Here is a 25,487-nt window from a genome sequence, read left to right as displayed (position 1 = left end):
CCTGAAGGGCTTCTTGCGCTCGCATTGCTCGAATGGCGCAAGCTCGACGCATCTAACTTGATTGACCCGACCGCCGACCTCGCCCTCAGCCGCGAAAATCGAGTTTCCACACGCCCTCGGCCGCACTGGGACATTCTCCGATCTCGTTGCGAACTCCAAACAACGTCGTCAGAAGCCAAACACATTGCAGCAAATCGCTGACAGACTAGGGATCGTTAACTGCGTTGATGATGTCAGTGAGAAACCAAGGCAGGATCAATTGCGTATCGGAATAGCTGACACCAACGCTGAGCATCGGTGGCTTCGACGCGGAGTCGCCGCGCGTCGCACCGTGGTTAGCACGCGGGATGTAGGCATTCGAGTCGGCCGGAATTTGCTGGGCAATCTGATTATTGGCGGGCGGCCATGTCGAGGCGCAGCCGGCAGTGAGTACGACGAGGGCAATTACGTAGCAAAAGGGCTTCATGAGGGCGAACTCCAGCCGCATTACTTTGACAATATGGCCGATCATGAGTTCGTCGCGGTATGTGGCTGGCGTCTGCTGTTGAAGTCCTTAGAAACTGCTAATCGTGTCCATAGATTACGCTAATGTAAGACTGTATTTTGGCCCCGCAAAATAAGGCATATCAGCGGTTTCGCACGCCTTTCTAGGCGTTGCGTTTCAGCAACGCACGCACGCTCGGATGTCCGTTGATTTTGCTAACGCGTTTGTCGTGTCCGCTAATTCGGCTAATGCGCTTGTAGAGGAGCGTGACAGGTGCATTCGCCTGAAGCGGCAGCAAGTGCAAATACCGGGGGTCATTTTTTTATCTTCGGAAGGTGCCCATCTCAGTGCACAGATCAAAAACGCCATACAGTACGGCACTTTGTGTGTCACATCGGGGGCCTTCAACATCCCCTTATGTGGATGTTGGTCAGCGCGGTGTCGTTCTTCGCTTTAGTCAGTCGTGTCGGGCAGTGAGTTCGCGTTGCGGTAGAAAAGCCGCGCTAGCAGAATTAATGGGCACAATTAGCGCTCCAACGGACATCATTAGCGGAATTTGCGAACTTCAACAGTAACTTCCGTCGTCCGCGTCCCGACGAAAATTGGAGCCGTCACGGACTTGCGATTACGATCGTTATCGCGAGCGTACTTTCGGTGGGGCATTTTTATCTGCGACCGCTACTGTGGCGGGGCGATCAGGTGCAGGACCAGTCTCCGCTTCTCCTTATCCGCGCTTTGCCTGGGGACTTTGTGCGTGCGAAGAGACGGGTGAGGCATCAGTTCCTTCCTGCATGACGGTGAACTTTAGACTGTCAATGATCCATTCGCTTCGTGGTTCGTCGTGATGAGATTGCGGCCCTCGGGGCGCTTCCATTCTTTTCAGCATCTCCACAAGATCGTCCAACGTGCGACCACTACGCGTCTCCAACTTGACAAGCTCAATTGAATTGACGAATTGATACCAATTGGCGTGCGCCGTGGTCGCATCTTGTGCCAAATCTCTCAACGGATAGCTGTAGTGCCTCGATATAACGAGGCGGTAAATGCGCAAAGGCGGGAATCGCCGTGGCAATCTAAGAGACGCACGAACACCAGCGTCTCCGACCGCCTCAATCCATTCGTCCAACGACGCTAGCCACTTGAGGGTTTGCTCTTTAAGTCTAGTCGTCCGGTTGTGCTTCGACTGAAGATCTGCCCCAAACAAATCCTGGAACTTGATCTGGCAGAGGAAGACCGTACCGGTGCCTTCTTCCATCACCACGAGATCGATATCCGTGAGCTCACGCCTGCCCAATCTGACTTTGATGTTTTCGAGGTATGCAAGCCCGGAAAACGCGTCACCCAACACGCGTTTGATGGCCATCTGCATCGACTTCTCGCGAGACTGCTGATGCTTGTCGTAGTCTCGCGGATAATGATGTCTCAATGAATCGAGCAGGAACTGCATCGGGCTTATGTGTGCAGCGGCTATAGAACGGATGAAACCTTGATCCGATGACTGGACCATCATAGGCAATGCCGAGGCTGGTCGGCTGAGAATAGCGGTATTCCTTCGGCTAACGGAAAGGACGTCAAAGATGCGCCGGGCGTCTTCCAGTGTCGCGTCTTCAAATCCGTCGTACACTTTGCCGAACTGGTTGATTGCGTCCCTGATGCTTTGGATGAAGGACTCCGTCTCAGACGTGATGGTTAGGACATTTTCCAATCTCACGCTAGGCGCCTTTTCGACAAGCGCCTCAGCGAATCGCTCATGGCGTATCGAAATGGCGACGAAGAAGGTCAGGGCGAGAACATACTTTTGGAAAGCTACTCCGCCAAACTTCACCGAGCCATGAAACGAATCGTATCCGTCAGTTAGTTGAATTTCGCTGAAGGCAACCGTGAAGAAGTAATCGTCTAGGATGGGATCCGCGTGGTACCCGATGAAATGACGCTGAAAAGGGTAAACCAGTTTTTTAAGCGTCGCCCCGACTTCTTCATTTACCTCCCGCGCGTGGTCCAATTCAAAAAGTTCCTCGATTCGCCTGCGCGATTGAGCGCGGTAGTGCTCTCCGATGGCCCTTTCATAATATTCGTCGTCGGGGACAACGGACGGCAAACGAATCAGGAATTCGTTTTCCCCCGTGTGTTCGATGATACAAAGTCCGGTCGATGCTGACTGCGCAATGCGTCTGCCATGTTCGATCATGCCCAAGCCCCCTACGATCTGCAGAACGGGAAGGGTAATTCCGGGGTCGCGCTGGAACATCACACTTGGAACGCTGAAAACCGGACGGGCTTCTAGGGACAGCTTAATGAGACGTGCGACACCCAGTTGCAGCAGGTAGAACTGTTCAGTCTGCTCAAAAGTCACAACCTCGCGCAGCGACAGGTTGTAGTAGTACCAGTCGAGCTCGTTGATCGCGGCTTTCAGGATTAAACCGCGGCTATCCGAGGCAAGCTCGAGAATAAAGGCCACCTCTTGAGCGGTGAGCGCGTCGAAGAATTGACTAACTGCAGTACTCATTTTTAGTGACCCAGTATTGCGTGGATTGTCTCGCTTGCGAATGAATACCTGGTCGCGTATTACTTTACCTACCCGCGTCTGCAAATGTCGGACTTCCAGCCAGTTTTTTGTTTCGCACATCGCGCGGTGATTTTCATTGAATGGCCGTCATTGCATTTTCCGGTGCCTGCCCGGCGGGGGTTGCGTCACGCGTCGTCGGCCTCGGGAAAAAGTTTCAACTGGCCGTTACTTCGGACCGTTACTGACGTCGGATAGGGCAAATGGGCAACACCCCACAACGTTCGATGGATGTCGATTATGCAGCAGATCGTTTTGGGGATTCGGGGGGCGCGCACAAAAATGTACGAGAACACGTGTGGCTGGACAACCCGCCATTTCTTGGTGCGAAAGCGTTCCGTGAAAGTGGCGATGAAGCACGGCCACGGCCGCTCATCCGCGATTTGGTATGGAAATGTGCCCACATGTTCTACCGCGGCTAACTCGGGGACGCGCCCATAATGCAACACAAAAAGACCCACGGCGATTTTCTTAACAACGCGGGACACACGATCCATATCGGGGCGAATCAGCACACGTCCATTCTCCTCATCAACCTCCAGTGTCGCAATAAGGCGCTGTTCGAGCGCTGGGGAACGCGCCAAGGTCCGATCAATGATGCCGCCGACGCAGATCTTTGCTGTAATCGTCGGCGACGACGAGATCTGACCGAGCACGGCAAGGAAATACTGTTCATCGAGTGAAGCTCTGTTATTGCATCGAAAGCAACTGGGCACCGTGCGAAGGTTGTTGGGGAACGGCCGCTCTAACAGGAGTTTCGGGGGTACGTGATCGCGGGTCGTCGCGCGCTGACCGCAATAAATGCAATCGGCATGTATGAGCGACGATCTGGTTGCACGGGGGAACGTCATGAAAAGTCTGCTCCTCTTCGCTGTAGGAGGGCGCAGCGCGCGCAGACTGCCTACCTCCACGCTCGGTCGCGATGTTCACAAAATGGCCGAGATGGAATGGACACCGCCAGCCTGCACGACGTCGTTCACCACGCATCGCTCAGGCCGCGATTCGATGTTCGTAGTAAGGGCGATAGCGGTCGTCCAAAATCGCGTACTGTGCGGCGAGATTGCCGGGCTCGGGGCAGAGCCAAGCGTCGATGTTTACCGGCTTGATTGGGATGATACAGCGATCATGGCCGGCGGCGGCAACTTCAGGGGGCGGCTCATCAGTGATGGCAGCGAAGGAGAGCAGATCAGGCTGACCGGGGCTTTGCCAGTGCGACCACAGACAGGCGATGAGCATGTCCTGAGCGGGCTGCGGCTTGAACTCCAGAACCACGTTTTCCTCAAGTTCGCCTTCAGCGAGCTCGCGCCCTACCATGCGATGTCGTTTCACGTTTTCATAGAACGCATTCGCGACGATAAGACCGTGCGAATACCCAAAAAGTCCCTTCCAGAAGCCTTCGAGATTGTCAAACCTGGCATTGTAAAGTCCGGGATATTTCTTGTCATAGAACGCAGGCTTGCCGGCCGGGCGGCAGAGGTACCGCATCGGCTTGATGACACGCTTGCCGTCTTCCATGATCATCACCGGAGCATAGTTGCCGGGGAAAATTCGCGAATCGCGGGCTTTCGATTCGGTACGCCGGAGGTCGTCGAGTCCGCGCAGCGTCGACTCGATCTTGCTGGTTGCGATCCGTTTGCTTTCGGTGGCCGCCTTCGTCGTTTTGCCCTGAAGGGTGCGTTCCGCGTCGGCGAGTCGCGTGCGCTGTTGGAACAATTCCTGCTCCAGCCTGGTTGCCTGCTCGCCGTTGAACCGGTCGATGGCTTCCTTGATCCGCCGTTCCTCGTCGGTCTGGGGAACCGTGAACGCGGCGTCCATCGCTTTCGGAATTTTCACGTTGCTGCCCTCGGCGCGCTCCCAGTACAGCTGCGCGAACTCCCGGATGCTCATGTGCGCGCCAAACATCCTGACGTACTTGCGGTAGTCCGCCTGGATCTGGGCTGAATAGCACATGGTTGCTCTCCCTGAAGAAAGGTGCGCCAATATCGTACGCCGGTTCCTAATGGAAGTTTCGCGTCGACGTGACGAGCGTGCCCAGCAGGTGTGACATGTCGACCAGCCGCTGTGCAACCAAGTGTCGTACTTCCCCCTGGCATTGCCACGTACCATAGACGGCGAGCAGTGACGCCCCCAGCGCTTCCTGCCGCTGTTTTTCAAGCAGACTTGGCCACACGATCACGTTCACGTTGCCGGTCTCGTCTTCCAGCGTCACGAACATCACACCCTTGGCGGTGCCCGGACGCTGACGCACGGTGACGAGCCCGCAGCCACGGGCGAGCCGCCCATCGCGATAGGTGCGCAGCGTCGACGCCGGCATCAGCCTGTTCGCGAGTAGTTGCGGCCTGAGCAGTTCAAGCGGGTGTCGGCCAAGCGTCAGGCCCACTGAGCGGTAATCGGCAACGATGTCGTTTGCCTCGGTTGGTGCACCGAGCGCTGGTGTCTCGTCCTGAACAGATGCTGCCGCGAGCATGTCCTTGTCTGGTACCGCTGCAACTGACTGCCACAGCGCTTCACGGCGATTGCCAGCGAGGGGGGCGAGCGCATTGGCATCTGCCAGTACATGAAGATCCTTGCGATCCAGTTGCGCGCGGCGGGCAAGGTCGTTGACGCTTTCGAACGGCCGAACCGCGCGCGCATTCTCGATGCGTTCCGCCGCGCCGTCTTTCATGCCTCGCAGTAGCGACATACCGAGCCGGACGGCCGGCCTTCCGGCGCCCGGCAGATTTACCAGTGCGGAGTCCCAGCCACTGATTGTCACGTCAACGGGCAGGACTTTGACACCGTGGCGTTGTGCATCCTGCACGAGCTGCGACGGCGAATAGAAACCCATCGGCTGTGAATTCAGCATGGCCGCCAGAAACGCTTCCGGCTCGTGGAACTTCAACCAGCTGCTTGCGTACACAAGCAGGGCAAAACTGGCCGCGTGACTTTCCGGAAAGCCGTATTCACCAAAGCCCTTGATCTGTTCGAAGATGGATTCGGCGAAGGCGAGGTCATAGCCGCGCTCCTGCATGCCATGAACGATCCGATCGTAATATTTTTCCAGTCCGCCTTTGCGTTTCCAGGCGGCCATCGCGCGACGCAACTGGTCGGCTTCGCCAGCGGTAAAGCCGGCCGCAAGAATTGCGACCTGCATGACCTGCTCCTGAAAGATCGGAACGCCGAGGGTTCGTCCCAGTGCGGTTTTCAGCGCGTCGCTCGGATACGAGACCGGCTCGAATCCCTGGCGTCGCTGCAGGTAAGGATGCACGGCGCCGCCCTGAATCGGACCTGGGCGGACGATCGCCACCTCGATCACCAGGTCGTAGAACGTCCGGGGTTGCATCCGTGGCAGCATGCTCATCTGGGCACGCGATTCGATCTGGAACACACCGACTGTGTCTGCCACCGAAATCATCTCGTAGGTCTGCGGGTCCTCCGCAGGTATGTCCTGCATTTCGAAACGCTCGCCGTGCTGCTCCGACACAATATCAAGCGTGCGCCGGATGGCCGAGAGCATACCGAGTGCAAGGACGTCGATTTTCAGCAGACCAAGCGCCTCAAGGTCGTCCTTGTCCCACTCGATGACCGACCGGTCCTCCATGGCGGCATTCTCGACAGGCACGAGACGCGTCAGCTTGCCGCGACTGATGACAAAACCACCCGAATGCTGGGAGAGGTGCCTCGGGAAGCCAAGCAATTGCGATGCGAGCTTCGCCCACGCCTGAATAAGCGGCTTTTCCGGGTCGAGGCCTGATTCCCTGAATCGCGCAAGCAGATCCTGACTCGTATCAAACCAGTGATGTGACTTTGCAACGACGTCAACGATCTGGGGATCAACGCCGAGCGCCTTACCAGTTTCACGCAGGGCTCCACGCGGCCGATAGGTTGAGACTGCCGCCGCGATTGCTGCGCGGTCGCGGCCGTACTTGCGATAGATGTACTGGATGACTTCTTCGCGCCGCTGGTGCTCAAAGTCGACATCGATGTCCGGCGGCTCACCACGTTCCTTCGAGATGAAGCGCTCAAAAAGCATGTTGCCGCGAGCCGGGTCCACCTCGGTGACGCCGAGGCAATAGCAGACGGCAGAGTTGGCCGCGGAGCCGCGCCCCTGGCAGAGGATGCTCTGGCTACGCGCAAAGCGGACGATGTCGTATACCGTGAGGAAGTACGGTTCGTATTGCAGCTCCGCTATCAGCTCAAGCTCATGCTCAATCTGTTCCTGCACCTTGTGTGGAATACCCGACGGAAAACGTCGTTGTGCACCAATGTATGTTTCCTGTCGCAGATAGGCGGCGGGGGTGAAGCCGGCTGGAACGAGTTCGTCTGGATATTCATAGCGCAGCTCATCCAGTGAAAAAGTGCAGCGGCCTGCAATATCAACGGTTGCGGCCAGTGCGTCGTCGGGGTAGAGGTTAGCGAGCCGCAATCTGGAACGCAGGTGCTGCTCGGCATTCTGTGTCAGGTCATAGCCGCACTCATGCACCGGCCTGCGAACGCGGATCGCGGTCATGGTGTCCTGTAGCGGCTTTCGCGAGCGCACATGCATGACGACGTTGCCTAGCGCGACAACTGGGACGTCCTGATTCCGTGCGACAAATTCAACCGAACCCCGATGGATGTCGTCCATCGCACGCTGGTGCAGCACAAGTCCCACCCAGGCGCGGCCCGTGAACGTGTCATCGAGCCATTCGACCTGTGTCGCCAGCACGTCTTCTTTTGCCGGAAAGTCCGGTACGAGAATGGCCAGGCAGTCGGGCAGGCCGCGCAGGTGCCGGTTCTCCCTGTCGGGCCGCGACAGGTCCTGTGGCGTCAGGCGGTATTCGCCCTTCGGAGCACGTGTACGGGCCAGCGTAATCAGCTCGGACAGGTTGCCGTATCCCTCGCGATTTCTGGCAAGGAGAATCAGCCCGAACGCGGGTGATCCGTCTGCGTTTACCAGACGGAAGTAAGACCCAACGATAAACGACAGCTTTGCCTGCTTCGCTGCAACGTGTGCGCGCACGACGCCTGCCAGCGAGCACTCGTCGGTCACGGCCAGTGCTGAATAGCCCAGCTGCTCCGCGCGTTCAGCCAGTTCTTCGGCATGGGATGCGCCGTGCAGAAAAGTGAAGTTGGAAAAGCAGAACAGCTCGGCATACGCCGGCAGGGTGGAAAAAGTGGCGTCCATGGCGTGTCATCCGAACAGGCCATGCAGGAACCACCGCTGGTCTTCTTCCGCGTCTCGACTGCTGACGCGCTCGCGGTATATCCAGAAGCAGCTCTGGTCTTCGCCCTGGGCGACGAAGTAGTCGCGCGTCACCAGTTCGCCGTCAAACCACCCGGCCTCGATGCGCTCGCCCGGAGATACCATGCGTAGCGGCGAGCCGTAAAACGGCCGGTGTTTGCGCATGAGCAGACGCACCGGCTTTTCCAGAAGCCATGTGGGTCGCGGAAATCCTTCGGGCAAGACGGCGCTTTTCGAAGCACTTGCGACAGGCACCCATCGATTGGCAATTTCAGGTCGGTAATCCGCGGTTGGCGCAGGCCGGAGGACGTTTTCTTCACCGAGTCGTGCAACCAGCAATTCGACAAGACGGGCGTGGTCCTCGACCGAGCCGCCGGGCTCCGGAAACAGCGTGTCCGATGCAGGGACTGCAGGTTGCACGCTGGACGCATCGAGCCGCAGTGCAATGACCGGTGCAGTCAGCTCGATCCGCCCAAGGCGCTCCCTGATGAGCCGAACGAGATGATCCTCATGCCACGTTGGCTCGCCAAGCGCAATCCCGATCGGGGTCGGTTCAATTGCCTGCCTTCCGCGCTCGTGCTCCAGCAGGAGGGTCGCGCCTGTGAGAGCCAGCTGTTTTGCACACAGCCAGCCGCATAGCTGGACGACGAGACGATGCGCGCCAAAGAGCGCTGCTTCCGCATGCTCGATGCGGTCGGGCATTTCAATGCGGGCGGAGAACGTCGGGGGCAGTTCCAGCCAGTCAAAGAGTTCGGGCGCCGTGCCGAAGGCCCGGTCCAGCGAATCTAGGAGGTGTTCGCCGCAACGGCGCTGCAGTCCAGCGCGCGGCAACCGTCGTACATCGGCGATCGTTTCGCAGCCCAGTCCCGTGAACCAGTCAGCGAATGGTCGAATCTCCGGCACCGACAGCAATGGCAATGCGGACAGGTGCCGCTCGAGCGAGTCGCCCTTGAGTACACGCCGGTTCCGGTGTTTCGCGAGCAGCCATGCGCCTTGACCTGTGGGGGCAGCACTTATTCGTGCAGTCAGTCCTATTGCATCGAGTATCGCTTTGGCCTGACGGCACACCGCAAGCAGACCGCCGAATAGCCGCAGGCTCGCACCGATGTCGACAACCACGACGGCCTCGTCGAGCACGGCGACATCTGGCGAGAACCTCATGAGCGCGATCGCCACTTCGCGCTGCGTCCCATATTCACGGCCCGGATCGCGTTCGTACATCTCCACTTCCGGCGCGAGCGTCAGCACGCCGCCGCGTTTCATGCCGACCCGCACGCCCGCTGACCTGGCAACCCCGTCTGCGATGAGCACCTTGTCGCTGCCCAGGACCACGCAGCCGTGCGCAGGTTCAGGCAGCCACCTTGGTCGGAAGACCTCGAGCTGCAACCGGGGCAAGTGGACGGCGAGAAATACGCGCATGGTGCGAAAACAGAACAGGGGTTGGTTGAAGCGGGATGGACAGAGGGTCTGCGCGTGCTGGACCTCGTCGCTTCGCAATATCGACGGTCAGGCCGTCGCGTTCTGGCCTTAGCGCCAGTCGTAAAACCGCAGGGGACGCATCTTGTGCGGCCGCCAGTGGGCGAACCATGAAAAAAAGCGTCTCCGAAGACTGTGCGGCCAGATGTAGCCGCCGCAGTGAAGACGTCTGGACGTACTGCGTCCAGAACAGCAGCGCACCGCAACTTCCGGCACGCAGGATCTGCTCGGCTGACCACAATGCGTCGGCCGTCTTTGCGGCGCGAATCTGCAGCAGCTGTCCCGGGGAAAGACCGATGTACTCCAGACCGGGGCCGTTCGGAACGTGTGGCGGCTGAACCATCGCAACTGGTCGTTTGCCCAGTGCGCTGAGCGCAGGGCGAAGCAACCGCATCTCTCCCACGCCGGCCTGCTGGACCAGCAGATCGATGAGCACGCCGATCGGCCATCCACCGCCGGGCAGCTCTGCTGAAAGCGCCGCGTAACCGGTATCAACCGTCCTGCCGCGGCCGCGCGCAAGCTGCGACGCCCGCCACAGGGACGGGTGTATTGCTTCCGGAATGGGGGGCGGGACAGTCATTGAATTGCGAAAATACCTGTATGGATGTACAGTATCCTACACGGATTTTCGTAGCTGGGAACGGACACTTTTTCGGGAGAGGCGAGATGGACATACGCGTTTGCAAGTCGGTCAGCCATCCGACGCCGGAAATTGCGGCGTTTGTCGCCGAGATGAAATCTGCGTTTGGCGAGCAGGAAATCGATGAAGCCATTCGTCGTGGGCGAGCCGGGGAGCTGACGTTCTTTGCGTGCGAAAATGGCCGCTCGTTGGGTACCGCAAGTCCGGTGAAAACGGATGTCTGTCGTGTTGATGGCGCCGTGCGTGACCGCCACTACTGTGACGATTGCGACGGGTCATGCGTCGGAGGGGATGTATCCTGCAGCGACAGGTTGAATCGCATCGCCAAGGAGAAACGATAGTGAAACTGGTTGGCTGCGGGTTGCTCTTACTGGCATGTACTGCGCCCGCGTTTGCAGGTGATCGCTACATAGAAATCTGGAATCCGCCCGAAGCTCGAGGTGGATTGCTTCAGGGAGCGGGCGCACCGAAGTCGTTTGCGCACAAGCGGCGTGTACCCCATTTGTTAAAAACTCGCGCGCATCGCACGCCGACCACCGCCGCCAAGCTCGCCGTGAAGCAGGGAACTGCCGGTGCAGGTACGCGACGTACCACTCCTGACGTTTCGGAAATCCCCCGTCTGATAACGCCCGAGGGAAATGTGCTGCGCGTTGATGCTCACGACTCGTATGTTGAGGTCGTGCGCTGATGGAATCGGGAAACTACAAGGGATACCGCATCTTCGGTCACGCCATACTTCAGCAAGTGGATATCCTTTCACCTGAGCGATACGGAGGCAGCGGAACTATTACCCGCGACACAAAGATGGTTGAAGCCTCCGGGATACTCGGTGTTTTTGATACGGAAGAAGAAGCTCAGTTCGCCGGACTAGGCTGGGCACGTGCGTGGGTCGATAACCACGGCTAGTACCTCGCTGGCGTCGATCCGTGGCAATCTATGCAGGTGCGAATGGCACTGCTCCAACATCGGCGACGTGCGTGAAGCTAGTTCTCAAAAACACAGTGCTCCACGCGCAGCTGCTTCTGCTCCACGGCTAGCAGGTCGATGTGCGATCGCTGTTGCCCCGTCTACATTCGATGTCAAACCGTAGGTCAGCGCGTGCGCGCCTTGATCTGCGGAGAGTTTCGTTCGGGGCCAGACGTCTCGCAAACTGCGTGGCCAACAGACTTTACAACATCTTCATCATGCAAACGGCACTCGCTGGACAGAGTTGCGCAAACTGCATACTCGCCTGCAGTCCAGAGGACGCGCGGCCCCGATTCACCGCTACATATCCGGCCCGCGGGAAAAAGTCCGTAGCCGTCGTTGTAAGCAACCACAATTCCGATATGCCGGACGCGCTCGCCAAGTCTTCCGCGTGAGCCAGCAGCGGTGACAGACGTGTCGGGTGGTAGGGCTTGCCAGAGAGGTAAGGGGTTCGTACCATGCCTGCACTCGACCGATTGTCTGGATGGCGTAGAAAAAATTCGTTGTACGCCAAAAATTACAAGGCAGGTGGGCATGTACCGATTCGAAGATTACGACCTCATCATCGACGCGCGCAGCGAACGCGAATACGCCGTGGATCACATCCCTGGGGCAATCAACCTCCCCGTGGTCAGCAATGACGAATACGCCGAGGTCGGCACCTTGCATCGGACCGACAAAATGCGGGCATATCTGATCGGCGTGTCCTATTCGCTGAAAAACATTTCGCGTCACCTTGACACCGTAATTGCGGGCCGCCCGCGTCATGGCAGGGTGCTTGTATATTGCTTTCGCGGCGGAAAGCGCAGTCGACTTTGGTTTGATGCTCTCGATACGATCGGCTATAAGGTGGACCGTCTACCTGGTGGCTGGAAGGGCTATCGACGTTGGGTCAACGAGCAACTGACAAAGCTACCGCGCGAGTTCTCGTATGTGGTCCTGTCAGGCTCGACTGGTTGTGGAAAGACTCGATTGCTCGATCAACTCGAAGCCGTCGGTGCGCAGGTCTTGAATCTGGAGGCGCTCGCGTCTCACCGGGGCTCGGTTATTGGTGCGATACCCGGTACCCCGCAGCCGACGCAGAAATACTTTGATAGCCTGCTGCAACAAAAGCTTAGTACTTTCTCGGCCGGCCGCCCGGTGTGGGTGGAAGCAGAGAGCAAGAAGATTGGCAACGTGCAGTTACCGCAAGCGCTGCTCGAAACGATGCATATGAAGGGCAAGCCTGTCTGCGTGAATGCGCCGATGGCCCAGCGAGTCATATTGTGGCGAGAGGACTATCACCATTTCGAGCAAGATCCGGACGCCTTCGTATCGAAACTCGCCTCTCTGCGGAGCCTTATCGGAGGCAAAGAGTTCGAGGTGTGGCAGGACATGGCCAGAACACGGCAAATACCCGAGTTGTTCGAGCGGGTCATGGTCGCGCACTACGATCCCGCCTATGCACGTTCGACACGGCGCAGTTATCCCGCACTTGCAGACGCACCAGTCGTTGACTTGCAGGAACTGTCGCCAAACAGTCTCCGCGCCGTGGCGCTTGCGCTCATTCAGCGCTTCGGCTAAACGACTCTTATCTCAATCTCACTAAAACCGTGTCATTGCTAATCGCCCCCGCGATACGGGTGGAATAGGGCAAATTTGCCATGTCGTCTATGCCAGAAGCATATGGACGCAGAGAAATTTCCGCCTTGTAGCAGTGGTACCTTTCTTCGTGTTTCCGTTTGTAACTGAATTGGTGGAGAGGAAGGGAGGGCGGGTATCGTCATATCTTATGAATTGATCTAATCGGGACAGATTGACTGATTGGGATTGCTTCAAATATGACCACGACGATCGAAGACCGCATGATCTTGCTCCTGAATGAGCAGGCACGCCTCGCGCCAAGTGAAGACGAAAGGCCAAAGGGCGCACTTCGCAGGGCGTTCGGTACTCTGCTCCCGAGGCCCGAGCCTGGCCGGGGTTACTTGGAGCGGCTGACGGAATATACCCGTATTTCCATTCAGCGCTGGCGCAAGGTTTTTCATCGCCGACAACGACCCACGCCCGACATGATCGAGGCGTTGGCACGTCTTTTCCCGCACTATGCTTTCTGGCTCGTCACGGGCATTACGGACGCCGCTAATGGCCATGTTGCACCGGATAATGCGCAAACATTTCCGGAGCGCCTGTATGCGCAGTCAGAGGGCGCATCCCAGTATTTCCGCAAATCACTGGTTCTATTTCGTCGCCTGTTCGAGGAGTCGAGCGTCAATCTGCAAGATGACCATCAGCGCATGTATGCGGCGGAACGCACCAGGCCGCTCGCTCACTGGCACGACAGCCCGCTTGTCGATGCGGCTTACCGGATTTCTCAATCAAGGGAGTACTGCGAGCTGCATGAGATCTGGGAATCCCGCGAGAAGTACCGGGCTGATAACCTGAAACGCATCTGGCCAACATCCCCTGACGATCGGCCGTGGGTGCAGCGTGCGAAGGAAGCAAAGGAGCAGGGGCTTTCGTTTCCTATACTGGGCGTCGATCCTCGCACATCGCACCAGGACCACTGCGATCTTTACTACGTCCCGCGAGCGCCCTGCCCCACGCGCTTCGCATTGAGCGTTCTAAACACATCGCCGGCAGATCTGAGAGACGACGAGTTGAAGCGTCTGCGAACATGGCTGGAGCAGTTGCAGGACGACGACCTGTTCGTGTTCTTTCAGTATCTCGAGCATCACGGCATCGACCGCGAGTTAATTTTCCCGTTGGAGCCCGGAACCATACGATTCGCATGGCTCGGGATGGCCGACTCCGAGATAGAACAGTTCGTTAATTACGTGCAAAGCCAGGGTTCGAGTCGACCGCGCGATAAGTATCCAGCGCGGATGGGCAGAAGGCTGGCGTAGCACTCGGGTGCATGAGGCGGCCCGGCGATTCGCCGGAGTGAAGATGATTTGTTGGATTGGAAACTATGAGCGACTGTATCAGCATTGTGTGCCCTTCTTGTGGGGCCGATCACGGTGATGATGGATGGGAAGTCTTGCAGGGAAACGAAGTCCATCAAATGAAGTGCGAAGTCTGCCGCGCGGAATTTTTCGTATCGATCTTCGAGTGCGAAAGATGCGTGGCAGACAATGTGATTTCGTCTCTGTCTGAGCATGAAGTCAAGAATCGGACGTGTCGTGCGTGCGGACATCGCCCCGAGATCGAAGGCGAGGAATATGAAGAACCTTGTCTATGAACGAGCCGTTAGTGCCGATGTCGAGCAGGTGGGCATTCGTCTCTATCAGGTGCCAGGCGGTTTCATTGCGGAAAGGTATCTGATCCAGGGTGACGAACTTATGCTGGTTCAGATTATGCCGATTTCATCAAAAGGCGAGTTTGAAAAGTTCGCGCTTTCGGACCCACATCATTCGGTGATGCGGGCAATTTATATGGAAGTGCGAAACATTGTCTGGGCGGATGGGGTTGGTGAAGCAATCTAGATGGATCGACCGTAATGGAACTGAGCTTTGATGCCGTTATAAATGCAGCGGATGAATTGGAGTTGATACCGCTAGTTAGCGACGCAATTCGATCGAAGGGAGCGGAATGGTTTGTGTTCGTTTCGTTGCATCCTACCGATCATTCAGCCAGTCGCTCCACCCATCGATTCTTGATCGGTTGTCGCCCTGAATGGTGCCAACTGTACAACGCGAACCGATGGTATCTGACGGACCCTTGTCTCGATTACGCACGATCGAACACTGCGCCAGTGTTGGGCTCGGAGTTGCCTGTCCGGACTGCTGGGCAAAAGCGGATGCTTGAGGTTGCCGCGGAACACGGGTTTCTCAGCACGTTCCTCATTCCTGCGCACGCTAGCGAGAAAGGCCGGATTGGAGCTCTCTACCTTGGCTCGAGCGTGAAGCCCGAGGAAGGTGAGCCGAAACTCAGAGAGGGAAGGGCATTTTTCCGGGCCCTGGCGTTGGAGCTCCTCGATTGGTCATCGCGGGGAGTGCGCGAAGATGCGATCAGAAAGTGTGGCCTTTCACAACAGGACGTGCAGTTGATTGGACTCGTAAGATCTGGCTTCAATGCAGGTGCGATCGCCGATGAGCTGAGGGTGTCTTCGACGACTGTCTACAGGCAGTTCCAACGGATCAACGAAAAGATTGGCGTTTCGCACATTACCGCGGCGGTGCGGTTTGCGGAAGAAAATGACATCTTTGCGCAGCAATAAGGGCGGGTTCTGGCTGTCGACGCTATTACCAGCGACCGCGACGGCATTCTTCTTTTACCGGCACCCCTGGCTGTTTTTGCTATTCTTGGTTGCGGTGGTTCCTGCCGCTGACGCGCTCATCGGGCGGGACGTGGAGGTCACAAACCAGAAGGCGAGCCAGGCGCCGAGCGGTCCTGTAGTCCCGGTCACTTACATTTGCGTGTGGAGCGCCGCGGTGCTTGTTGCCCTCGAAAGAGCGATGACCGCGAGGCCGCTGGAGTTCGCCGGGCTCGTTATTGCCTCCGGGGTGGTGAGTGCTTTCGCGATGGCGCACATTCACGAGGTAATGCATCGGGGCGGGCGTGTATCCAGGTTGATCTCCGACGTAGCGCTAGCAGTCGCTGGTTACCCTCACTACCGAGTCGTACATCAACTCCACCACGGGCATGTCGGCGATCCGCAATTTGGTTCAACGGCCCATGTTGGCCTGTCGGTTTGGTGTCACGTCGGCCGCTCCTTCTTTTCGGCGCTGAGATCCGCTATTGCTTACGAGCTAAGCCAGGCCCGCAGTTGGAGGGGAAGCCGGCTCCTGCAGATCGTCCCGGTCAGCGTAGCGGTCGTGGGTCTCTTCGCGTGGTTTGGTGGGTGGCGTGGGGCGGTCCTCTACGCGGGGCAGGGCATAGTCTCTGTCTTCGTCGTGGAGGCGGTTGGCTACCTGCAGCACTATGGCCTGTGTGGTAGTCCTGACGACCTGGGCCATCAGATTGCGTGGGACGTCAATTTCTGGTTGTCCAATCGCCTATTCGTAAATAACGGGCTTCACACCCACCATCATCTTGAGCAAACGCAGGCCTATGATGGCCTGGTTCACACCGGGAGTGCGCTTCCTGGCGGCTATCTGCACATGTTTGGCCTGGCGTTAATTCCACCGCTCTGGTTCTCGGTCATGAACCATAGGCTACCAAAGACAAGCGACTAGCATAAAACACTGGCGGCCGCAAGGCTAAGTGGGCCTCTTGAATTCGTCACCTCATCTGTTGGAAAGTGTCACTACCGTGTTGTCTTGGTAGTGCGCTTGCGTGCGACAAGAGCGAGCATGCGTTCGGCGAACATCGTTATCTCGTCTGGGGTCATGAGCTCGGCGAGAGACATCGTCGTGACGGCTTCGCGCAATTCGTCGACATCGGTATCGTCGCGGACGTTTAGCTGGGGATAGGTCGACTCCAAACGCGCGACCAGCTCAGCGTTGAGTGAGCGCTGATTCTTCGTGGCGGATTCGTTCAACTGGTGGTAGAGGGACCACGGTAGCCGGAATTGTGAGCGGTAGCTGTCTTTCATAGTGACATTTGACACTACGTTGGCGCCGGAATATAGTGACAATGTGTCACTGCATAGTAGTGACTATAAAGCACCAGAGGAGAGGGAACGGGTGACATCGTTCGCTCGCAGTGTCGACTCCCCCGAGAGCTAAATGAGTGGCTCATCGATCGGGCAAAGCAGGAGGCACGGTCAAAAAATGCGCAGCTGGTTGTTGAGCTTCGTACTCGTCGGGCCGAACTGGAGGATGAGGCGGTCTGCAAGGAGTGCGCGTCGGATGCGCCCCCCGCGTCGCCAACGTCGCGACAGGAGGAGCTGTCAGAAGGAGATTAAATTGGTTCGCATCGCGCGAGCCGGATCTTGGCGAGGGAACGCCAGACAGGGAAGGGCAGGCGTGGAAGTACGGGTAGTAGAAGCGGTCAGCGTCGATGTTGCGAGCATTGGCGCCGACCTGACCAGTTGTTGAAACCTGAGAGGTCGACAATGGCCAAAGCCATTATATCGTTCGGGCGCAGCCAACGATCGAGCTGACGAAGGGGGAAGTCATGCTTGATTTCAACTCACTGGCCCAGCAATGCGCGCCGAACGTCCACCCCACGACGCTGCAGGCGGTCGTGAAGACCGAGTCCGGCTTCAATCCGTATGCGATTGGCGTTGTTGGCGGCCACCTTGTTCGGCAGCCGCATGATCGTGCTGAAGCTGTGGCGACGGCGAAGGACCTCGAAGCGCAAGGCATCAACTTCAGCATGGGGCTTGGACAGGTCAACAAGACCAACCTCGCCCGATACGGACTGACCTACGAAACAGCCTTCGACCCATGCGAAAACCTCCGCGCGGGCAGCGCCATCCTGCACGACTGCTATCAGCGGGCGGTCGCAGCAATGGGGCAGGGCACACCGGCATTGCGTGCGGCGATCAGCTGCTACTACAGCGGCAATTTCACGCGCGGGGAGACAGCCGACGCCGGCGGTACAAGCTACGTACAGCGCGTTGTTGCCAACGCTCAGACGGCGGCAGGTTCAACCAATGTCGTTCCTGCGATTCCTGTTGTGATGGACAGTCAGTCCGACAGACCAGCACGCGCAGCAGCGCCCGATGCCAAAACATCTTCCGCGCGCCGCAGTGGCCCAAAACAACGGCAGGACGCACCGCACCCGTCATGGGATGCATTCGGCGATTCCGCTTGTGACAACGACTGCAACTGACTTGAGCCGCGACGACGCGGCCTGATCTCAACCACGTGAAAGGAGAAGACATGAATCGCAATACGAAGCTCGCGACCATAAAATTAGTACCACTGAAAGGTTATTCATATCGCATATCAATGCGGCGAATCGCAACCCATATGCGCCAGACGATGGCCCTCGGCATCGCAATCGGTCCGGAACTTGCATTCGCGGGTGGTGGGCTCGATTCGGCGACGCAGGGCGCGACCACCTTCAAGATCTGGCTTTATTCGTTCCTTGGTGTCGTCGCGGCCTGCGTGCTGATGTGGAAAGGGGCGGAGTGCTGGGCCGATCGCGCGCACTGGAGCGAGTTTGTGACGATGTGCGGCAAGGTGGCGGCGGTGGGCTCGGTGGTCGGCGTGCTCGCACCGTATCTGTGGAACATGTTTAGCTGAGCACGCCATGTCGGACGAAAAAACCCGCTATCCCGGATTCAACGGCCTTGGCCGCACGGCGGCCATCTGGGGCGTTCCCTATATGGCGATGCTGGTTGTCGTCGTCGCATCGATGTTTGTCGGCGTGCTGATCTCCTTCTTCGTCGGACCAGGCGGTCTGCTGTTTGTCTTCCTGGGTTTTCCGGTGCTGCTGTATTTCAAGCACATCTGCGAAACCGACGACCAAGGCCTGCGGATCATGTGGCTGGAATTGCGTTGCCGCTTCTACTTCTGGCAGCTGCGGGTCCGCGCGCGGCTAAATGCCGGGCGAGCTGCCCCGCGCTTCGGCAATACCGCTACGCTCGCGCCGCTGCGATACGGACGGCAACGCCGCGTCTACCGCGATTTTTTCAAACCGTTGTCCAAGGGTGAGCGCCGACTGCGTGAGCTCGATCCGGAGGCCTGATGCAGAGCAGACCCGCCGTCACCAGCGAAATCCTCGGCGCGATCGGCGCCGTGGAGGACTGGATTCCGAAGTACCGGCATCCTGTCACGAAACACGTACAGCACCTTGAGGGCAACCGGTTCATGGTGACGCTGGCCATGCGCGGCGTGCCGTTTGAAGTGCACGAGAATGTCGTGATGGAGCGCATGTTCGATCGTGATACAGAAGCGTACAGCAAGCTGGGTCGCGATCTGGGTGGCCGCCTTGGCTATCACGCAACGTTCACGCGACAGCGCGTAAATTTTGACCGCGTGTACCGGTTCAAACAACGCTTCCTGCAGTGGTTCGTACGCGAGTACATCGGACGACGTTTCGGAGACGAAAAGTTCTTCGAGAACCGCTACTACCTGTCGCTGATCCTGAAATACGAGGAGTTCGACGACGGGCTGAAAGAAATCGGGTCTCTCGCACAACAGGCGCTGCTGCAGTTCGCCGAGTATGAAGCCGAGTTGCTTGAAGTGTACGAGCGCAAGCACATGAACGGCACGAAGATGCTGTTCTCGCCTTTGTATGGGCTCGTCAGTTATCTCATCAATGGCAAGACCGGTGATCTGCCGGTCGCAGCGGTACCCGGCACCGATGTCATCCCATCGAGCCATCTGCATTTTGGTTACAACACGCTTGAGATCGCGGGAAGCGACGTGCCGGCGTACCGGCGCGTTGCAACCTGCCTCGACCTTCGCAGTTGCCCGGAGAACCCGGGCTGGGGCCAGCTCGACCCGTTGATCACGTTGAACATGGAATTCACGATTACGCATACGTTCAACTGTATGACGGGCTTCGAGTCAAACCGGACCATCGACTCGGTAATCAACAAGCTGGAGTCGGCCGGTGACAAGGCGAAGCATCAGGTCAAGGAACTACGTGACGCTCAGGGTTACGTGAACACGGGCGAGCTGTCGTTCGGTGAGTATCACGGCGCGGCGGTTATCTACGGCGAAACAGCGAAAGAGGCGCTGGAGAACGCCGACAGGTTTGCGTCGCGCTCACGCAACGAGTGTGGAGTTGAATGGTCGCCCGCGACGGGGTCTGCTCCGTTCACATACTTCTCGCAGGTCCCGGGCGCTGCTCGAAAACCTCGTCCGAAAGTGCAGTCCTCGCGCAATTTTGCGGCGATGTACACCTGCCATGACTACTCGTCAGGCAAGGCGGAAGGTAACCCGATCGGTGACGGGTCAGCCGTCATCCCGTTTCGCTCGGATTCGGGCGTGTACAACTACAGCTCGCACGCGAGCCGGCTGGGGGACATCAACGTTTCGGAGAAGGTCGCCGGGCATTTTGAAGCGAAAGGCACGACGGGCAGCGGCAAGTCTACGGTCATCGTGGCGGCGACCGGCATGCTGTCCCGCTTCGATCCGATGCTGTACGTGCTGGACAAGGGGCGGGGCTGGGAAGTGTTCATCCGGGCGATGGGTGGCGCCTATGTCTATCTGGAGAAAGGCAAGCCGACCGGGTGGGCGCCGTTCGAACTCGCCGACACGCCAGACAATCGCGAATTCCTGTACGGGCTCGTCGAACTGTGCGGCCGCAAGAACGGTGTCGACCATCAGGGTAAGCCAATCAAGATTGACCTGACGGCCGGCGAGAAGATTCACTGCCGCATCGCCGTCGATGCGGTAATGGGGGTCGATGACGTTCGGCTGCGCCGCTTCAGCCTGCTACTGGACAGCATTCCGGACGAGGGCGACGACGGCCTGCGCGCACGTCTGTCGATCTGGTGCAAGTCGGAGGGCGGCCGGTTCTGGTGGGTGTTCGATAACCCGCCCAATCTCTCATTGAACATGAGCGAGCAACGCTGGATCGGGTTCGATGTTGAGGCGTTTCTTGTCGAGAACTATCAGCCGTCGGAGCCTGCATTTGCCTACCTGTTCCATCTCAAGAAACTGATGCGTCGGGAAGGCACCCTGATGCTGACGGTGATCGAAGAGTACTGGCTGCCGCTGCGCTTTCGCACGATCCGCGAGCAGATCGAGGAAACGCTGGCGAGCGGGCGTAAGGAAGGGGAATTCATGGGACTGATCACGCAACAGCCGGAACAGGCACAGCGGGCGGCAGACCTGTTTCCCGCGCTGCGCAGTCTGGTCGCCACGAAGATCTGGCTGGCCGATCCGGCGGCCGAAGAAGAGGCCTATCTGCGCGATGGCATGACCCGCAAGGAGTTCAAGGAATTCAAAAAACTCACGCCACAGTCGCGCCGATTCCTGATCAAGCAGGGCAACCAGTCGGCCTTCGCCAGCTTTGACCTGAGCGGCCTGGACGATGCGATTGCGGTGTTCTCTGGCGATCGCGAGAACGCCCTGATCTCCGACGGGGTGCGCGCCGAGTTTGGCGACGATCCGGACGTCTGGCTGCCCGTCCATCTGTACCGCGTATTCGAACGCAAGCTGCGCACGCGGCTCGCGGCGAAGCACGGCGCCGATGAGCGTCTGTGGTCCGCAGAACTGCAGCGGGGCCTCGCGCGCAAGCGTGCCGAGCTTGCGCAGATTTATCCACCGGTTAATGAGCCGGTTGACGACGAAGTTTTTGCCTGATGTGCTGCAACCCAAGGAGGGAACGATGAACAGCACCGATGTCTATCCGGCCGTGCGCCGGCCGGTTGACCCAGCGATCTGGAACCTTCGAGAGGCGCTGCGGGCACGATCAACGCGCGCCGGCATGAGCGTCTTTGCCTATCTGCGGGGAATTACGCTTTGGCCTCGCCGCGGTCTGGTCGCGTTGTTGTGCGTGTGTGCGTTTTCACAGGCTCACGCGCAGGGTGTGCCGACCATCTCGCCGGCGGAGCTCGCGCAACAGATGATGCAGGTCGAGCAGCTGGGGCAGCAGATCCAGAATCAGGAAGACCAGTACCGTGCGCTGACTGGCAACAGCAGTTTCGGCAACATCATGAACGATGCGTCGCTGCGTAACTACCTTCCGGAACAGTGGCAAAACATTTACGACCAGGCGAAGAACGGCGGTCTCTCGGGTATCAGTTCGTCGATGCGGTCGATCGAGCAGCAGGAAAGCATGACCGGCGCCGGCACGCCCGGTCAGCAGCGCTATTACGACACGCTCGCGGCCAACAAGGCGATGAACGAGCAGGCGTACAGCGCGACGATGGCGCGCCTGAACAACATCCAGGCGCTGATGCAGCAGTCCAACCTGACGCAGGATCCGGCGCAAAAGGCTGATCTGCAGAACCGGATGGCCGCGGAAGAGGCGATAGTCACAAATGACCAGACGCGCCTGCAGCTCACCGCGCAGTTGCAGAAAACAGAGCTGCAGCTTGCCGAACAGCAGCGCGACCGTGAATTCGACAACGCATTCCTGGGGAAAACCAATGGTCAATAAGACACTTCTAGGCTCAATCATCGCTTTGCTGGTCGCGATCGCCGGCTATCTCGGATACCTCGCGTGGGATCGTCACCAGCACAACCTGCAGGAAGAACAACAGCAGCAGCAGGATCTGAAGTTCGATGCGGCGTTTCTCGGCACGACGCCCGAGAAGCTTGCCGCTGAGCGTAAGGCGAAGGGTATCAACGCTGCAAGCGACGATGCCGAAGCCCGCGCGGCCGGGCTGAAGTAATCCGGCTCGTCCATCAATCACTGAACGAAGCAGGAGATATCCGTGGCAGACGTCCAGCTTTTCACCTCAATGACCAATTCGTTCGACAAGAACGTTTTGAACACGATCTCGACCGGTTCGAGCAACATCATTGCGCTGATCTCGCCATTGATGGCCACCTGCTTCAGCATCTATGTCCTGTTGATTCTCTGGACGTACTGGCAGGGGCGCAACGACGAGCCGATCAACGATTTCCTGATGCGCATGGCAACGTGGGCGCTCATCCTGACCTGCGGGATGAACATCCAGTTCTACAGTGAGTACGTCGTTCCATTCTTCAATGGTTTTGGCGAACAGATGGCCGGCGCGTTGACCAACGGTAGCAACCCGGTGTCCGGCCTCGACAACCTGCTCAATGCATACATCAACGCAGCGCAGGCGATTTATGCACAGGCGTCCGGTCTGAAGGTTATTGCGGCCATCTGGACGATCGCGCTGATGATCATTTTCGGTGGCCCGTTCATGGCGATAGCCATTGCGTACATCATTCTGGCGAAGTTTGCGCTTGGGCTTCTGCTCGCACTCGGTCCGTTGTTCATCTCAGCGGCGCTCTTCCCGCCATCGCGACAGTTCTTCTGGAACTGGGTCGGTCAATGCATGAACTACACCCTGCTGGTCGCACTCTTCGCGGCTGCATGTGCACTCGAAGTCAATTTCGCGATGGGTGTGGTACCGCTGAACGGATCCCCCTCTATCGCGCAGGTCATTGACCTGGACATCATGGGGCTGTCCTTCTGGGTTATCTCGCTTAACCTGCCGGGTTTGGCTTCGTCTCTAGCGGGCGGTGTCGGTATCTCGACGATGGTGGGCAAGCTGGGTAGCGTCGCGAGATTTGCCGGCTCGCTTGGAAAAATGGGCGGCGGCGGAGCGCCGAAGACTGGCGGTAGCTTGAGTGAGGCGTAAAAAATGATCAGATTGTTCAAAACCATCGCGCGTTGGTGGCTGATCGCGGCGGTGGTGGCAACGATCGGCGCGATGGTATCGATCAAGCTGTTTTACTAGATGCCACGCAATACGCCTGTTTTGCTCAATCCAAAGGAGAAACGGAGACCATGAAATATCCTGTCGCTATTTTGCTGATGGCCTTCGCGCTGCAGGCGTGCAGCTCGGCGCCAAAGCCACCCGAGCCGACTGGTCAGTGGGTACCCGTCAACCAGCCGTTGGCCCAGCAATCGGGCCATACGGAACTGAAGTGAGGAACAGGATGGCATCGACTATCAGGCAATGGTTTGCGTCGGGAGCGAACGCGCGCAAACGTAAGGGAAGCTCGGCCGGGTCGACCGCGCGCGCAGACGCGCCGGTGAGCGGTGTTGAGTCGGGTGAGCGCGATGCGGTCAGCTGGTACCTGAAACAGGCACAGGCCTTCGAAAAATCGAAGGTCGAAGCAGCGGAAGAGAAGGCCCGTATTGCGGACCGGCGCTCGGTGTTATCGGGCGTTATCGCTCTCGCCGCTGTTTCTGGCATGGTGGCTTTAGGACTCCTAAAGCGGCCGAACCCGCCGGCTGTGCTGCGCGTGAACGACACGACAGGGAAGGTGGATGTGTTGCCGACGACCGCGAACGGACACGTTACGTTTTCCGAGAAGACCGATCGCGCGGATCTGCACCGTTACGTCGAACTGCGCGAGAGCTACGACTGGGAGACGATTTCGGACACGCACGCCGCGGTGATGTTCATGAGCGACGACCACGAGAAGGAAGCCTATGACGGGTTCGTGCGCGGCCCGGCGGGCCCACTCAAGCTGCTGAAGGATCAGGCGCGGGTCATTGCACACGTCGGCTCGATCACCTTCGTGGGAACGACGGCACAGGTGTTCTGCTCGCGGCAACTGGTTTGGCTCAACGCGGCCGTAAAGCGTCCGGATCCGACGTACTGGATTGCGACGGTCGCATTCGAGCGTGTGAACGTTCCGGAAAAGCAGGACCAGCAGGATCTCAACGCGGACGGTTTTCGCTGCACCAGCTACGAGGTCACGCGCGACTGGACCCGGGCGCCTGCCGATGCTGCGCCGGCGTCGGACCCTGCGGCAGCCGGAGGTGGAGCATGAAAGGACGAACGATCCGGATGTCAGCAGGCGCAGCGGCGGTCGCACTAAGCTTCGCGTTGGCGCCGATCCACGCGCGAGCGCTCGAAACGCCGCGCAGCTGCGGTTCAGACCCGCACATCCAGTGCGCGACTTACGATCCGGACCAGGCCTATCGTGTGGCGACCATGCCGGGGCGTGCGGTGATGATCCAGTTCGAGCCAGGCGAACACATCATCAACAGCGGTGAGGGCATCGGAGACGGCAGGGCCTGGCACGTGGCCATCAACGACAGTGGCGCGATGCTGAAACCGGGTGCGCCGCAGCCGGAAACCAATCTTCTGCTGGTCACCAACCGGCGCACCTATCCGCTCTCGCTTGTTGACGTGTCGGCCGCACAGCCGGCGACATGGATACTGCGTTTCGACTATCCGGACACGCGTGCCAAGGCGGCGAGCGCGCAGCTGCACCGGCAGGAAGCGGTTAGCGCAGCGCTGGGCGGTCAGCAGGGCAATGGACCAGCGGTTCCAGCATCGATCGCGAACAGCGTTGGCGTTGCGAAATCCACGCCTGTGGCGTCGGTTCCTGCGGCCAATATCCAGTACATGATGCGCGGCGACGACGCACTCGCACCGACTGCGCTTTGGGACGACGGCCGATTCACGTACTTCAAGTACTCAACCGCGCGTGACCTGCCGACGATCTTCACGAAGCTTCCCGACGGTGGCGAGGCGACGGCGAACTTTCATATGGAGGGCGATACGGTCGTCGTGCACGAAGTGTCGAAGTCGTTTGTCATCCGCTACGGTCAGTCGGTGCTGGGTATCCGCAACGACGGCTATTCGCCTGATGGTCATTACAACCGTGCGGGCTCGTCGGTACCGGGCAGCGCGCGCGTCGCGCGTGACCATACCGATGCGTCGACGAACTGA

Annotated in this window: 27 protein-coding genes; 19 read left to right on the top strand and 8 right to left on the bottom strand. The window is 58.6% G+C overall.

Going from position 1 to position 25,487, the window contains the following annotated elements; all coding sequences use genetic code 11:
* A partial coding sequence (locus PQR42_RS40440; RefSeq protein WP_408495374.1) for a hypothetical protein occupies nt 1-201 on the top strand: 201 nt, incomplete at its 5' end.
* Nucleotides 202-205: 4 nt separating this feature from the next.
* Here the strand turns inward: PQR42_RS40440 and PQR42_RS40435 are convergent.
* From PQR42_RS40435 to imuA, 7 genes are all read right to left on the bottom strand, one after another.
* Entirely contained in the window at nt 206-511 is a 306-nt protein-coding gene (locus PQR42_RS40435; protein WP_408495373.1) for a hypothetical protein, read from the bottom strand.
* A gap of 697 nt (nt 512-1,208) precedes the next feature.
* Nucleotides 1,209-2,990 carry a hypothetical protein gene (locus PQR42_RS40430; protein ID WP_408495371.1) on the bottom strand — a complete coding sequence of 594 codons (1,782 nt, stop codon included), beginning with the start codon at nt 2,988-2,990 and terminating at the stop codon, nt 1,209-1,211.
* Between the two features lie 185 nt (nt 2,991-3,175).
* On the bottom strand, nt 3,176-3,898 hold the full coding sequence (locus PQR42_RS40425) for a hypothetical protein (RefSeq protein WP_408495369.1): 723 nt from the start codon (nt 3,896-3,898) through the stop codon (nt 3,176-3,178).
* Nucleotides 3,899-4,037: 139 nt separating this feature from the next.
* Nucleotides 4,038-4,997 carry an SOS response-associated peptidase family protein gene (locus PQR42_RS40420; protein ID WP_408495367.1) on the bottom strand — a complete coding sequence of 320 codons (960 nt, stop codon included), beginning with the start codon at nt 4,995-4,997 and terminating at the stop codon, nt 4,038-4,040.
* Between the two features lie 46 nt (nt 4,998-5,043).
* Nucleotides 5,044-8,193 (bottom strand): error-prone DNA polymerase, encoded by a 3,150-nt coding sequence (locus PQR42_RS40415; protein ID WP_408495365.1) that lies wholly within the window; start codon nt 8,191-8,193, stop codon nt 5,044-5,046.
* A 6-nt stretch (nt 8,194-8,199) separates the two neighbouring features.
* Nucleotides 8,200-9,669, bottom strand: coding sequence for a Y-family DNA polymerase (locus tag PQR42_RS40410; RefSeq protein WP_408495363.1), 1,470 nt, complete (start codon nt 9,667-9,669; stop codon nt 8,200-8,202).
* Entirely contained in the window at nt 9,599-10,306 is a 708-nt protein-coding gene (gene imuA, locus PQR42_RS40405) for a translesion DNA synthesis-associated protein ImuA (RefSeq protein ID WP_408495361.1), read from the bottom strand. Before imuA ends, PQR42_RS40410 begins: the two co-directional genes overlap by 71 nt.
* A gap of 86 nt (nt 10,307-10,392) precedes the next feature.
* Here imuA and PQR42_RS40400 point away from each other — a divergent pair, with 86 nt between their 5' ends.
* From PQR42_RS40400 to PQR42_RS40365, 8 genes are all read left to right on the top strand, one after another.
* Nucleotides 10,393-10,707, top strand: a complete 315-nt coding sequence (locus tag PQR42_RS40400; protein ID WP_408495359.1) for a hypothetical protein — start codon at nt 10,393-10,395, stop codon at nt 10,705-10,707.
* On the top strand, nt 10,707-11,054 hold the full coding sequence (locus PQR42_RS40395; RefSeq protein WP_408495357.1) for a hypothetical protein: 348 nt from the start codon (nt 10,707-10,709) through the stop codon (nt 11,052-11,054). Before PQR42_RS40400 ends, PQR42_RS40395 begins: the two co-directional genes overlap by 1 nt.
* On the top strand, nt 11,054-11,272 hold the full coding sequence (locus tag PQR42_RS40390; RefSeq protein ID WP_097397556.1) for a hypothetical protein: 219 nt from the start codon (nt 11,054-11,056) through the stop codon (nt 11,270-11,272). The genes PQR42_RS40395 and PQR42_RS40390 overlap by 1 nt, the downstream gene beginning before the upstream one ends.
* Nucleotides 11,273-11,866: 594 nt before the next feature.
* Nucleotides 11,867-12,895, top strand: coding sequence for a tRNA 2-selenouridine(34) synthase MnmH (gene mnmH, locus PQR42_RS40385; RefSeq protein WP_408495355.1), 1,029 nt, complete (start codon nt 11,867-11,869; stop codon nt 12,893-12,895).
* A gap of 257 nt (nt 12,896-13,152) precedes the next feature.
* A complete protein-coding gene (locus tag PQR42_RS40380) occupies nt 13,153-14,214 on the top strand; it encodes a hypothetical protein (RefSeq protein WP_408495353.1) in 1,062 nt (353 codons plus the stop codon).
* Nucleotides 14,215-14,529: 315 nt separating this feature from the next.
* Nucleotides 14,530-14,793 carry a hypothetical protein gene (locus PQR42_RS40375; RefSeq protein ID WP_408495352.1) on the top strand — a complete coding sequence of 88 codons (264 nt, stop codon included), beginning with the start codon at nt 14,530-14,532 and terminating at the stop codon, nt 14,791-14,793.
* Nucleotides 14,794-14,807: 14 nt separating this feature from the next.
* Nucleotides 14,808-15,527: an autoinducer binding domain-containing protein gene (locus PQR42_RS40370; protein ID WP_408495350.1), complete on the top strand. Its 720-nt coding sequence runs from the start codon at nt 14,808-14,810 to the stop codon at nt 15,525-15,527.
* Nucleotides 15,493-16,485, top strand: a complete 993-nt coding sequence (locus PQR42_RS40365; protein ID WP_408495348.1) for a fatty acid desaturase — start codon at nt 15,493-15,495, stop codon at nt 16,483-16,485. The genes PQR42_RS40370 and PQR42_RS40365 overlap by 35 nt, the downstream gene beginning before the upstream one ends.
* A gap of 71 nt (nt 16,486-16,556) precedes the next feature.
* Here the strand turns inward: PQR42_RS40365 and PQR42_RS40360 are convergent, their stop codons facing one another.
* The gene (locus PQR42_RS40360; protein WP_408495346.1) at nt 16,557-16,844 is read right to left on the bottom strand and encodes an Arc family DNA-binding protein; all 288 of its coding nucleotides are present in this window, start codon (nt 16,842-16,844) and stop codon (nt 16,557-16,559) included.
* A 524-nt stretch (nt 16,845-17,368) separates the two neighbouring features.
* Between PQR42_RS40360 and PQR42_RS40355 the strand changes: the two genes are divergently transcribed.
* The 10 genes from PQR42_RS40355 (at nt 17,369) to PQR42_RS40310 (ending at nt 25,487) form a co-directional block, all read left to right on the top strand.
* Nucleotides 17,369-18,028, top strand: coding sequence for a lytic transglycosylase domain-containing protein (locus PQR42_RS40355; RefSeq protein WP_408495344.1), 660 nt, complete (start codon nt 17,369-17,371; stop codon nt 18,026-18,028).
* A gap of 152 nt (nt 18,029-18,180) precedes the next feature.
* Nucleotides 18,181-18,444 carry a hypothetical protein gene (locus PQR42_RS40350; RefSeq protein WP_408214857.1) on the top strand — a complete coding sequence of 88 codons (264 nt, stop codon included), beginning with the start codon at nt 18,181-18,183 and terminating at the stop codon, nt 18,442-18,444.
* A 7-nt stretch (nt 18,445-18,451) separates the two neighbouring features.
* Nucleotides 18,452-18,889, top strand: coding sequence for a VirB3 family type IV secretion system protein (locus PQR42_RS40345; RefSeq protein ID WP_115783676.1), 438 nt, complete (start codon nt 18,452-18,454; stop codon nt 18,887-18,889).
* Between the two features lie 50 nt (nt 18,890-18,939).
* Entirely contained in the window at nt 18,940-21,459 is a 2,520-nt protein-coding gene (locus PQR42_RS40340; RefSeq protein ID WP_408495342.1) for a VirB4 family type IV secretion system protein, read from the top strand.
* 25 nt (nt 21,460-21,484) lie between these two features.
* On the top strand, nt 21,485-22,258 hold the full coding sequence (locus PQR42_RS40335) for a TrbJ/VirB5 family protein (protein WP_408495340.1): 774 nt from the start codon (nt 21,485-21,487) through the stop codon (nt 22,256-22,258).
* The gene (locus tag PQR42_RS40330) at nt 22,248-22,493 is read left to right on the top strand and encodes a hypothetical protein (protein WP_097397545.1); all 246 of its coding nucleotides are present in this window, start codon (nt 22,248-22,250) and stop codon (nt 22,491-22,493) included. The genes PQR42_RS40335 and PQR42_RS40330 overlap by 11 nt, the downstream gene beginning before the upstream one ends.
* A 69-nt stretch (nt 22,494-22,562) precedes the next feature.
* The gene (locus PQR42_RS40325) at nt 22,563-23,435 is read left to right on the top strand and encodes a TrbL/VirB6 family protein (protein ID WP_408495380.1); all 873 of its coding nucleotides are present in this window, start codon (nt 22,563-22,565) and stop codon (nt 23,433-23,435) included.
* 149 nt (nt 23,436-23,584) lie between these two features.
* Nucleotides 23,585-23,728, top strand: coding sequence for a hypothetical protein (locus tag PQR42_RS40320; protein WP_408495382.1), 144 nt, complete (start codon nt 23,585-23,587; stop codon nt 23,726-23,728).
* A gap of 8 nt (nt 23,729-23,736) precedes the next feature.
* Nucleotides 23,737-24,579, top strand: coding sequence for a VirB8 family type IV secretion system protein (locus PQR42_RS40315; RefSeq protein WP_408495378.1), 843 nt, complete (start codon nt 23,737-23,739; stop codon nt 24,577-24,579).
* Nucleotides 24,576-25,487: a TrbG/VirB9 family P-type conjugative transfer protein gene (locus PQR42_RS40310; RefSeq protein ID WP_507028579.1), complete on the top strand. Its 912-nt coding sequence runs from the start codon at nt 24,576-24,578 to the stop codon at nt 25,485-25,487. The genes PQR42_RS40315 and PQR42_RS40310 overlap by 4 nt, the downstream gene beginning before the upstream one ends.

The organism is Paraburkholderia sediminicola, assembly GCF_046027355.1.
Classification (GTDB): domain Bacteria; phylum Pseudomonadota; class Gammaproteobacteria; order Burkholderiales; family Burkholderiaceae; genus Paraburkholderia; species Paraburkholderia sediminicola_B.
Note: the sequence above shows the minus strand (reverse complement) of the source record. Positions and strands in the feature narration are given on the sequence as shown.